We start from the raw sequence: 11579 nt of genomic DNA, 5'->3' as shown, positions 1-11579 counted from the left end.
TTTTTTCGGTATTCGTTGAGAAAATCCATGAAGCACCTTCTTTTCTATAGTAGGTAAGCGAAGAACGAGATTTAACGATAGGACTTCATCAATTCGGCGAATGCCGGGAGAGAACGGCGAATCATATCGGGCTGTACGCAATAGGAAATACGGACATAGCCGGGGCATCCGAAGCTGTCAGCCGGTACAATGAGCAGGTTAAGCGCCTTTGCTTTTTCGGAGAAGGCATTGGCATCAGCTTCGGGAGATTTAACGAATAAGTAAAAGGCCCCGCTCGGATATACACATTCATAGCCCAATTCTTTAAGACCGTTATAAAGCAATTTTCTGTTCGCGTCATAGACGGAAATGTCCGACGTTTGTCCAAGGCATTTTAAGACTACGTCCTGGAAGAGATGGGGGGCGCATACGAAGCCCATGATGCGGCCTGCACCGCAGACAGCCGTATAAATTTCCTTACTGTCCGTAGCCGAAGGAGGTACGAGGATGTAGCCGATGCGTTCGCCCGGTAAGGACAGGGATTTACTGTACGAATAGCAGATAATCGTATCCTTATAGTAGTGAGGAACATAAGGGACGGTCAGGCCGTCATAAATAATTTCGCGATACGGTTCGTCGGCAATTAAATAGATTGTGTGTCCGATTTCGCCGGACTTCTTTTCCAAGAGAGCGGCTAATTTCTTATATGTATCTTCAGAATATACGACGCCGGAAGGGTTGTTCGGAGAATTGATAATCAGAGCTCGTGTTTTCGATGTAATAGCCTGTTCCAAAGCATCGAAGGGAATCTGGAAGCTTTCCATATCGGGCTGTACTACGACTTTTTCAGCTCCCGAATTTTTGATAAAAGCTGTGTATTCCGGGAAATACGGAGCAATGACGACGATTTCATCGTCCGAAGATTCTACAAGGGCCTTTAACGTAATCGTCAAGGAAGCGGCAGCTCCGCATGTTATGTAGAAGTTACCGGCTTCAACGCCGGCATTGAAGGTTTTATTCATATAATCGGCTAATCCTTTGCGGACGACAGGGTCGCCGGCTGCGGCCGTGTAGCCGTGGACAGCAACGGCTGTGCGGGTTTCCATAATTTCCGTAATGGCGTCTTTGATACATTCCGGAGCCGGTACGGTAGGGTTACCGATGCTGAAATCAAATACGTTTTCGTCGCCTATTTTTGCGGCTTGTTCACGGCCATATGTAAAGAGGTCGCGAATTACGGAGCTCTGAGCCCCCCATTGATACATTTCTTTAGATGCCAATGAAATCACTCCTTTATGAAGAGAATATCATGTTAACCGTCCCTATGAAAGGGAGATAAACGGTGAAATAAGTAAGAAGAAACCGAGTAAGGCTATGGGTACGACCTGGAACGTGCGGTATTTCTTAAAAACGTCAAGTTTATATACAAGACAAAGGGGTAAGAAACAAGCTATGATTCCGATCATAGGACTTAACAGGGATGCAAAGCTGAGTACCGGTGCATTAAAAACGATGACGGCCCAACAAAGAGCTATGCAGAAAATACTGGTGCCGTATTTAATGATTGTACGGTTGATTTTATCCATAGGGACAATCCGTTCCAATATGTTAACGGCAATGCCGCAACAAGAATCGCGGAAACTAAGGAACATAGCGAAATATGCAGTTACAATGGCAAAAATATTAAGCAGGAGACTGAAGACTTTTACTAACGAGCCGTCAATATCTTTCGCCGCCATGGCCAAGGAGGAGATATTGGCATGATATGCCTGAATGGCCTGCTCTTGAGATATTGCCAAGTTGAAGGATACGGTGTAGAAAATTACGACTACCAATAAGATGATGTAAGCGTAATTGTATGTGCGCAATGCCTTATAGTGGGCTACTGTCTTATTTTCGGCATGATTGCGGTAGTAGATAACCGTAGGACTGAGATTGGCGAAAAATTCAATCGATAATGCGGCAAAGGGTAAAATGATGATGAATTGTTTAATTATATACCCCATATTATGCACAGGAGCTATATTGGCGGCATTCCAGTATTGAACCATTAAAATGCCCATGGCGGCAATGACGAAGACCTTCGTAAGGACCATGCCCGATGCGACTTTAAATAACAGCTTTTCGCCTTGAGAGGCAACGGCTACGAGGACACAAATGATACCCAATCCGTAGAAGATGTTATCAGCCATGGATGTTTCCGTGACTCCGAAGGTTACGAGGAAAGAAGCACTGTCATTGGTGAGTGCGGTTGAATAGAGGAAGATGAGAATTGTCGTAAAGACAAAATAAACAGCCCCTAAGGCAAAGCCCCAGTTCTTGCCCAGGTATCCGGAAATAATGCCTGCAAAGTCTTCACATTTCGGTGCATCGGCTAAAATATTTAAGAAGAGCTTCTGATGTTGGTACATAATGGGATAGCCGATGAGTGCGGCAAGAATATAGATCCACAAGCCGGATAAGCCGACCTGTACGGGAAGAAAGACAATTCCGGCGCCGATTGCCATACCGATGTCCATAATAATCCACCCGATGTCAATACCGCCAATCTTGGTTGCGGCCTTCCATTCGGAAAGGGTCATGCCCGCTTCTTTAGCCAGCTCTTCTTGAGAAGGGCCTGTGAAACGGTTGATGATAGGAAGCTTTTCAATGAAAGACATAATACCCTCCTGAAAATCTCTCTTACGGGTCTCCCCCGACCCGTAAGAGAAGTAAAGTTGTTATACGGCAGCCATACCTGCGTCAAATGCTTTCAAGTTTATATCAACGAATTTAGGCTTTACTGTACGACTGATAATAGATTTCCAATCAATATCCGTTAAATTCAACGCTTTGATTAAGGCGCCGAGAAGAACGACGTTGGCACTTTTGGGATTGCCGATATCCGTAGCGATTTGTGTGGCGTCTAAGGGTAAAACGGTAGTCCGCGATTTTAGTTCTTCCAAGACGGTTTGCGGATATTTTCTTTTTCCCGATAAGACGGGCATAGACGGAATCTGGAGAGTGTTGACAACAACCTTGCCTTCGGGTTTTAGGAATTTCAGGTAACGAGCTGCTTCCATTTCTTCAAAAGAAACGAGTAAGTCCGCCGTTCCCGTCCCGATAATGGGAGAGTAGACCTTCGGACCGAAGCGTACTTGGGTACTTACGGAACCGCCGCGTTGACTCATACCGTGTACTTCCGACATCTTTACATCATAGCCGCTTTCTATTAAACCGATAGTGAGAATTTTGCTGGCAAGAATTGCACCTTGTCCGCCGACGCCGACAAAGAGCACGTTTTTGATTTCGCTCATGTTAACGAGCCTCCTTTCGGGAAATGGCGTTGACCGGGCAGACCTGGGCGCAAACGCCGCAACCGACACAGTCTACGGAAATATTCGATTTTCTGTTTTCGTCGTCAAAACGCAATGCCGGGCAACCGGTAGAGAGACATTTTTTGCAACCGATGCACTTGTCCCGGTTGACGACGAAGGGCGTCATATTTAAATCGAATTGCTCTTTATCTTCTTTAGAGAATTTCTTCAAAACACAAGGCCATTTGGTGATGATTACGGACGGTTCATCCGTAATAGTGTAAGCCCAGTCTAAAGCTTCGTTCATAGCTTTTAAGTCCAAGGGATTGACGATGCGGATATTTTTCAAACCTAAGGCACGAACGACTGCTTCGATGTCGATAAACGAGGTTGTATCTCCTTTAATGTTGTAGCCTGTGCCGGGGTTTTCCTGATGACCGGTCATGCCCGTAATACGGTTGTCGAGGATGACATTGATTGTCGGAGACCCATTGTAGGCAACTTCTATGAGAGAGTTAATCCCCGTATGGAAGAAAGTAGAGTCGCCCATGATGCTGACGACGCGTTTCGGTTGATTGCTTTTTTCGAAAGCGTGAGACATGCCGTGTCCTAAGGAGAATGCGGCACCCATACAGACTGCCAGGTCAATGGCGTTTAACGGGTCGGCACCACCGAGGGCATAGCAACCGATATCGCCGATCATAACCGTATCTTTCCGCTTACTGAGGGCATAGAAGAAGCCTCTGTGCGGACAGCCGGCACAGAATGTAGGCGGTCTGGGAACCAATAAGTCTTGAGGTACATCATTGAATTCCCGGGTTGTCCCGAGAACGGCTTCGGCAATGATATTGGGGTTTAATTCATCAATCTTGGGAATGACGTCTTTGCCGTGGCAGTCGATACCGGCCGTGCGAAGAATCTCTTCCATATACGGATCCAACTCTTCGATGACATATAATTCGTCTACCTTTTCGCGGAATGCGCGGATTTTTTCAACCGGCATGGGATAGGATAAACCGACCTTAAAGTAGGATGCTTTATCGCCGAATACGTCTTTGGCATACATATAAGCGGCACCGGACGCAACAATACCGATTTTCGTATCATGCATTTCTTCGTAGTTCCAAGGACAGGCGTTGCTATAAGCTTTTAATTTTTCTTCGCGAGCTTCGACGATATGTCGGCGTACTTTGGAAACAGCCGGAATAGCATCATTTCGTTCAGGATGCTTTTCGTACAGAACAGGGGCGACCTCCGTGCGAGTGCCTTCGGTAACAAGGCTCTTGGAATGACAGACTCGTGTCGTCATACGAATCATGACGGGAACTTCAAATTCTTCGCTGAGACGATATGCGTCTTTGGTCATATCGAGACATTCTTGGGAGTCCGAAGGTTCAAGCATGGCGATTTTCATGAATTTTGCGTAGTTTCGGTTATCCTGTTCGTTCTGGGATGAGTGCATACCCGGATCGTCTGCGGAAACGAAGGCAAATCCGCCGTTTACGGCTAAATACGAGAAGGTAAAGAGGGGATCGGCAGCTACGTTTACGCCTACCATTTTCATAGCGGCAAAAGAGCGGACGCCGGCCATTGATGCACCGATAGCGGCTTCCATAGCTACCTTTTCGTTAGGGGCCCATTCAGAGTAAATTTCATCATACGCCGATACATTTTCCAATATTTCCGTACTGGGAGTGCCCGGATAGGCCGAGGCAAAGAGGACGCCGGCCTCGTAGAGGCCTCTGGCGACGGCTTCGTCACCTGTTAAAAGTTTTTTCATCGTACAACCTCCTGGTTTAATAAAATATGACGTTATTACGTCTCTCGTTCTTAAACTTATGAACGAAATTATCGTGCCAACATATAAAATGGCGGATTTATGCGAAAGGTAGATTTTAAAGATATTAAAGACATAAAAAAATGTAAAAAAAATAGACATGACTTTACATGTCGGTGTATTCTAAAGAAGAGGAGGCTATGCTTATGGGAAAGATCGTATTTTTACTTGCCGATGAATTACTGAAAAAAGAAGTAGAATCTATTCTTTGGATTTATAGACCGGAAGAAGAGAAAAAACAGATTGATACGGAAATTGCAATTATTGAGTTGGAACGGGTTGTCGAGCAAGCTGAACAACTTATTGCCCGAGGAGCACAGGTCATTATTACCAATAGCGGGTCTTATCAAATTTTAAGTGCCGCCGTTAAAGAGATTCCCGTCTTATGTCTTTACAGTTCGACCAGTGACACGTTGTATACATTGCAGCAGGTAAAGGACTATGATACTATACACCTTTTGTTGAGCAAAAATTTTATGTTTAATGCCGCCGCCTGTCCTGCGGAACTTGAACAGAAGTTAAAAATACATGCTGCATATGCGATAGAAACGACATATCAGGAATTGCGTACTATTGTGAATCGAATTCCCGTGACACGGAATACGGTTATTGTCGGTTGTACACTGTTGCCGCAAATTGCCAATACACCGATGCCGATTATGACTATTCGCCCCAGTGAGTCGGCTATTTTATCCGTTTACCAGTATGCATGCGAACTCGTTGATTTTAAACGACAGGGGCAAAGTTGGGGAGCTACGATGAGCGCCGTCTTGGAAAACTATCATGACGGGATTGTTGTTTGCGATGAGGAAGGAAATATATATCATGTCAACAAAGCGGCTAAGAAATATTTACATTACGTTGATCAGGGAAAGAATATAGCCTCGGCTTTTCCGTCAGCATTAAATATAGAACCTCGTGAACTGTGTGATAAAGAAAAGGTCATCACAATTCGTTCTTACACTCTGGTTTTGACGGCAACGATCTTTAAAGTTGACAATGACACACGCTATGTCTTAAATATTCGAGACGTAACGGAACTTCAGCACTTAGAAAAAAATATTCGCTATAAGTTGTCTCGTACGGGCTTGGTGGCGGCCCATCATTTTGAAGATATTAAGACGCGTGACGAAAAGATGAAAAGTGTCATAGAAACGGCTAAGGTGATGGCAACTTATGAAGCGCCCGTATTGATTCAAGGACAAAGCGGAACGGGGAAAGAACTCTTTGCCCAGAGTATTCATAATTACAGTATGCGTCATAAGGGCCCTTTTGTGGCCGTAAACTGTGCGGCCTTGCCGTCGGACTTGTTGGAAAGTGAGCTCTTCGGTTATGTCGGCGGCGCTTTTACAGGGGCCAGAAAAGAGGGGAAGGCGGGACTTTTCGAATTAGCTCATACAGGGACTATTTTTCTCGATGAAATAAACAGTATGTCCGCTAATATACAGTCTAAACTGTTACGAGTTCTGGAAACAAAAGAAGTCATGAGAATAGGTTCCGACTTCGTCATTCCGCTGGATATACGGATTATTTCGGCGGCCAATCAGGATGTTGTCAAAGAGGTATCACAGGAGAGATTCAGAAATGACTTATTTTTTCGTCTCAATACACTGACGTTGAATTTACCGACATTGGATGACAGGCCGTCTGATATAATTTACCTGTTTGCTTTGTTTATGGAGAATATATCGAAACATCCGTATAGTGAGAAGTGTATTCCGCAAGCTCTGAAAAAGGCTTTGCAAAGACATCGTTGGTGGGGAAATATCCGTGAACTGTACAGTGTGGCATTGCGTTATCATGTTTTAGGGGAAGAAGACAAAGGGGACTACGGCTACTTATTTGATACACCTGAAGAAGCAATTGACATAAACGGAGAAGGGCTCCCCGATTTAGATATGAAAAAGCTTCAGCACTTATTCCAACAATCGCTCATTCATGATCTGAGGGCACAAGGATATACGCAAAGTCAGGTGGCTAAAATTCTGCATTTGAGTAGGCAGACGGTTTTTACGAGATTGAAAGAAAAAGAGTAATTTATATAAAAAACGGACCGCATAGCGGTCCGTTTTCATTCAGCTTTTAGAGAATAATGTTTTGCTGTTTTCCTGCCAAGAAGGTGTGAATATTTTCAAATACGATGTGAGCTCGTTTATTCATTGATTCATGGGTAGCGAAAGCGGCATGAGGAGTTACTATAGTATTTTTTGCGTGAAGCAGGGGGTGGTTGACGTCAATGGGAGGTTCCGTTTCGAAGACATCGATAGCGGCACCGGCAATAGAGCCGTTATTAAGCGCGTCTGCCAAATCCTGTGAATTCACAACCGGACCGCGAGCTTCGTTAATAAGGTATGCTGTAGGTTTCATATAGGACAGACTTTCTTTATTAATGATTCCCCTCGACTGGTCCGTTACGGGGCAGTGGAGAGAGACGATATCGGCTTCTTGCATGAGTTCTTTTAAAGGTAAGTATGTAATGAGCTCCGTATCGGGTTTAGAGGAAAATCCGTTATAAGCAATAACGCGAGCTCCGAAGGCGTGTACCAATTGAGCGACTTTGGTGCCGATAGCTCCTGTGCCGAAGATGGCCACTGTTTTTCCTTCCAATTCGCCCCCAATCAGGCCGGCCTTCGTTTGTCCTCGGCGGCAAGCGGCATCGATTTGCGGTACGTTGCGGAGTAAGTCGAGCATCATGGCTAAGGTAAGTTCTGCAACGGCCACCGTTGAGTATCCTGAAGCATTGCTGACTTTAACGCCCATTTCTTCAGCAGCTTTCAGGTCTACATGATCGACTCCTGTAAATGCTATATTAATATATTTCAAGTGTTTGCAGGCACGAATGACTTCTCCGGATAAAGGCATGTTGGCTATCATTAGAATATCCGCATCGGCACTTTCTTTAATTAATGTCGCCGTATCATTTGTTCGTTCATAAGCGGTGAAGGTATGGCCGAGACTTTCCAATTCTTTGGAATAAGACTGTAGCGTTTGGGGAGTAACTCCCAGGGATTCAAGTAAGACAATGTTCATGGTAAATAATCTCCTTAAAGTGATATAGTAATATACTAGAAATGCTTTAATTTCAGACCCGTACGAGTCAGTAAATCCTCGACGGATGAGGCCCCGGTACGCTCGGCTGCGGCACAAACGATTCGGGCACAAGCACGGGCATCGTCTAAAGCTTGGTGGTGACGAAAGGTAAAGCCCAAATGGTCGGCAACCGTATCCAATTTGTGATTAGGAAGATCGGGCCAAACCTTACGTGAAATTTCAACGGTACAAGCATAAGAGGCATCCAGTCCCGGTAGATTATAGCGCTTAATTAAGCTACGCAATACGCGTGTATCGAAGACCGCATAGTGGGCAATAAGGATTCGTTTATTCAGACGTTCACGTATATCCGGCCATAAAGCGTCAAAGGTCGGCTTGGCAGATACCATTTGCGGAGTAATTCCGTGAATTCGAATATTGTCCTCGTCAAAGCGGTTAAACGGCGGCTTAATTAATGTATATCCCTCATGCATAACTGCCTGACCGGCTATACTTACGGCTGCCAAGGAGCAGGCACTGTCGGCGTAACGGTTGGCCGTTTCAAAATCAATGGCCGTAAATTCCAACATAAAATCCCTTCTTATAGTGAATATATTAAAGAGGTAAATGGAGTATTATCATGAAAACAACAGATACTCTACGCATCGGTGAAAATGTATACGAATATGAATGGCGACGCAAACCCATTAAAACCCTAAATCTTCGCGTCAGACCGGACGGAAGTTTATATGTATCATCGCCGCCCTTCGTATCTAAAAAAGAAGTAGAACGGTTTTTGCAAGAGCGTCGCTTATTTATTGAAAAGGTATCTATGCGGAGGCTCACTCTGGCAGAGGGTACGAGTGTGAATATTTTCGGTAAGGAAATGCCGTTGTTCATTGAGCCCGCTACCCGTCGTCATCATGCGTGTATAACGGAAAACGGAGTATATCTGTACGTTTACGAAAAAGATAACCGAGATGAACGAGTCAGCCTTTACCGAAATTTATTAAATGAAACGGCGGAACACGTTTTTCCACAGGTGTTAGCACGCTTGTATCCTGTGGCGGCTCCGTACGGCGTTCCGTATCCGCAGATGAAGTTGCGTCGCATGCGCTCTCGTTGGGGGTCTTGCATGCCGACTAAAAGTTTGATTACTTTAAATACCTATTTGGTTATAGCACCATTGTCCTGTACGGATCAAGTTGTTTTACATGAATTATGTCACTTTTTGGAGCCCAATCACTCGGTACGATTTTACGCGTATTTGAGTCGAATGATGCCCGAGTGGCGCAGGTGGCGAGAGGCACTTAAAGAGTATACTCCTTATTGTTTATAAGGCGACTGCGCATCCAATAAAGCCGGACTGCCCTGCCAGAAGGTAAAAATAAAGGCGGGATGAGTTATATGCCGTCCTTGTACGGTTGTCGGTCCCGCGGCACCGGCATAGTCGGAAATGGAGGATAAGGCTTTATGTATATTCTCCGGGGCAGTCGAACCGGAAAGCTTAACCGCTTCGGCGATCAACATAACAGCATCAAATCCTGAAGAGGCATATGAGTCGGCAGAAATTCCGTACTTCGCATAATAGCGTTCGGCAAACTCTTCGCCTGCTTCATATGTCGGGTCATTTCCGTATGCTTCCGTATAAAAAAGACTTTGTAAATAAGTAGGCGGCAGATACTGTTCCAAACCGTCGTAACTCCATAGAGAAGATCCCAAGACAACGGGAGAACGGCCGGCTTGCCGCAAGAACGTTATAAAAGAAGCAGCTTGACGTCCTGTAAGCGGCATATAGATGGCATCATACGAGGCGGTAAGCAAATATTTGCATAAATCGGCCGTATCATGTTGATGCATGTCCATTGAAAAAGTTTCCATATTGTCGGTGGCGGAGAAGGCTTCGGCGGCAGCGGCAGAACGGGGAGAATCTCCGTCGTAGACAACTAATATACGGGATTTATGTAGTTTTTGAGAGGCGAAGGCTGCCATGGCACGCCCTTCTTCCGCAGAGGTGAGGGATGCGGTAAACACGTAATTGTAAGGGATCCCTGTACAAGTGTCCGTCCACATATCAGTATCGACGTATGCCGGAGTAATGATGGGCAAGTCTCTGTTATCGCCTACGATGGCTGTCGGAGAAAGCAGCTTTGAATCTAAAGGGCCGATTAAGGCTGCGGCATGGCGCAAAGCCGCGTTTTCAGCCGCAATTTCACTGCCTTTTTCATTTCCCTTATTATCCAGTGTCATAATTTCTAGACGACGACCGTTAATGCCGCCCTTTTCATTGAGTATGTCGGCGGCCAACTCGATGCCCTGTTCCATATGTAACTCGGCAGGGTCAGCCGTTTCGGAAAGGTTTAGACTGACACCGATGCGTACGCTTGAGGTTATACGTGTATAGTGAACCCAAAGTGTAAAGAGAATAATAATTACAGGTATAAGTAATAAGGGACGTTTTTTTCCGCTTAATACCATAGAGGCTCCTTTGAATGAATCATGTCGAAATGATTAAATGGATACGGCGCCGTCAAGAGATTTGTAGATTTTGGCTCCGCCGTTTGTTGTAGATACGGAAAGAGATTTGTTTATCGAACTTGAAGAGTGAGGGCGATCTCCGGGAATTCGTTTGTACGGGAATTCATCGAGAAGTCTTTTTACAGCCGGTCTCAGTATATCATCGGGATTATTCAAGTCGACGGCTTCTTTACTTCCTTGTCCGTTTACGGTGTAAGAACGGAAGGAAGCGGTTTCTTTATCGTAAGCATAGAGACTGAAGCGATAAGAGTATTCCGTATACCAGTCGTCGTTATACGGGAAGAATCCTTGAAACTGTCTGAAGTACCAATGGTTGACAAAGGGAACGATGACGAGGTCCGCCTGATAGCGAGTAGCCAATTCGGCCAGATTCGCTTCCGTAATGTCGGACGAAGAAAGAACTTCATCGGCGTTTATAACATTCCACCAAGGAATCCGAAAGGGCTCCCTGATACCTTTATTTAAGTAATGAGACGCATAATTATCTTGTGTCGTACGGCAAATCAGTACGTTCCGACTACCGTCAAAAGTTGCCGTATCAGCTGCCAAAGATGTAAGACAGATGACTTGGATTAGAAGTAACAGAACGAATACTTTTTTCATAATATATCCTTTCATGAGTATATTAATTAAAAACCACCGGTATCATTGAGGAGAGGTACCGTATTATCCAGTTGCGGTTTGTATAAACTTAGCTCAGATAAAAGAGCACTTTTATCTTGGGGCAACGTGCCGGCGAGGGCCAAGAGATTGGAAACATGATTGCTGCGGAAAATACAAGGGGAAGTCATTGTTGTTTGTTGTAAAACGGCTTCCAGCTCGTCAAGAAAACCGCGGGCTGTTAAGGGAGTAAATCGTCCGGCTCCGACATCGATAGATAAAGGGGCCGTGCGAGGAAT

The 11579-nt window shown here is 45.1% G+C and carries 10 protein-coding genes and 1 pseudogene; 2 read left to right on the top strand and 9 right to left on the bottom strand.

Annotation, left to right across the window (positions count from 1 at the left end; genetic code table 11):
- Positions 1-71: 71 nt before the first annotated feature.
- Genes PGX78_RS03380 through iorA form a run of 4 tightly spaced genes read right to left on the bottom strand, consistent with a single transcriptional unit; the run spans position 72 to position 5055 of the window.
- The gene (locus PGX78_RS03380; protein WP_270445398.1) at positions 72-1259 is read right to left on the bottom strand and encodes a pyridoxal phosphate-dependent aminotransferase; all 1188 of its coding nucleotides are present in this window, start codon (positions 1257-1259) and stop codon (positions 72-74) included.
- Positions 1260-1301: 42 nt separating this feature from the next.
- Positions 1302-2639 (bottom strand): aromatic amino acid transport family protein, encoded by a 1338-nt coding sequence (locus tag PGX78_RS03375; RefSeq protein ID WP_270445397.1) that lies wholly within the window; start codon positions 2637-2639, stop codon positions 1302-1304.
- Positions 2640-2699: 60 nt separating this feature from the next.
- A complete protein-coding gene (locus PGX78_RS03370; protein ID WP_270445396.1) occupies positions 2700-3275 on the bottom strand; it encodes an indolepyruvate oxidoreductase subunit beta in 576 nt (191 codons plus the stop codon).
- A gap of 1 nt (position 3276) precedes the next feature.
- The gene (iorA, locus tag PGX78_RS03365; protein WP_270445395.1) at positions 3277-5055 is read right to left on the bottom strand and encodes an indolepyruvate ferredoxin oxidoreductase subunit alpha; all 1779 of its coding nucleotides are present in this window, start codon (positions 5053-5055) and stop codon (positions 3277-3279) included.
- A gap of 203 nt (positions 5056-5258) precedes the next feature.
- On the opposite strand from iorA, the gene PGX78_RS03360 reads away from it, so the two are divergent.
- Entirely contained in the window at positions 5259-7148 is a 1890-nt protein-coding gene (locus PGX78_RS03360; protein ID WP_270445394.1) for a sigma-54 interaction domain-containing protein, read from the top strand.
- A gap of 46 nt (positions 7149-7194) precedes the next feature.
- Here the strand turns inward: PGX78_RS03360 and PGX78_RS03355 are convergent, their stop codons facing one another.
- Together PGX78_RS03355 and PGX78_RS03350 are read right to left on the bottom strand one after the other, a co-directional pair.
- Positions 7195-8142, bottom strand: a complete 948-nt coding sequence (locus tag PGX78_RS03355; RefSeq protein ID WP_270445393.1) for a 2-hydroxyacid dehydrogenase — start codon at positions 8140-8142, stop codon at positions 7195-7197.
- Positions 8143-8177: 35 nt separating this feature from the next.
- Positions 8178-8732: a 3'-5' exonuclease gene (locus PGX78_RS03350; RefSeq protein WP_270445392.1), complete on the bottom strand. Its 555-nt coding sequence runs from the start codon at positions 8730-8732 to the stop codon at positions 8178-8180.
- A 50-nt stretch (positions 8733-8782) separates the two neighbouring features.
- On the opposite strand from PGX78_RS03350, the gene PGX78_RS03345 reads away from it, so the two are divergent.
- A complete protein-coding gene (locus PGX78_RS03345; protein WP_270445391.1) occupies positions 8783-9481 on the top strand; it encodes a M48 family metallopeptidase in 699 nt (232 codons plus the stop codon).
- On the opposite strand, the gene PGX78_RS03340 is transcribed toward PGX78_RS03345, so the two are convergent.
- From PGX78_RS03340 to PGX78_RS03330, 3 genes and pseudogenes are all read right to left on the bottom strand, one after another.
- On the bottom strand, positions 9469-10620 hold the full coding sequence (locus PGX78_RS03340) for an ABC transporter substrate-binding protein (RefSeq protein ID WP_270445390.1): 1152 nt from the start codon (positions 10618-10620) through the stop codon (positions 9469-9471). The genes PGX78_RS03345 and PGX78_RS03340 overlap by 13 nt on opposite strands.
- 33 nt (positions 10621-10653) lie before the next feature.
- Positions 10654-11283 (bottom strand): hypothetical protein, encoded by a 630-nt coding sequence (locus tag PGX78_RS03335; RefSeq protein ID WP_270445389.1) that lies wholly within the window; start codon positions 11281-11283, stop codon positions 10654-10656.
- A gap of 26 nt (positions 11284-11309) precedes the next feature.
- Positions 11310-11579 (bottom strand): annotated as a pseudogene (locus PGX78_RS03330) (radical SAM protein); the annotation flags it as partial.

The sequence above is a fragment of the Megasphaera sp. AF13-6AC genome (genome assembly GCF_027685385.1).
Lineage (GTDB): Bacteria > Bacillota > Negativicutes > Veillonellales > Megasphaeraceae > Megasphaera > Megasphaera micronuciformis.
Note: the sequence above shows the minus strand (reverse complement) of the source record. Positions and strands in the feature narration are given on the sequence as shown.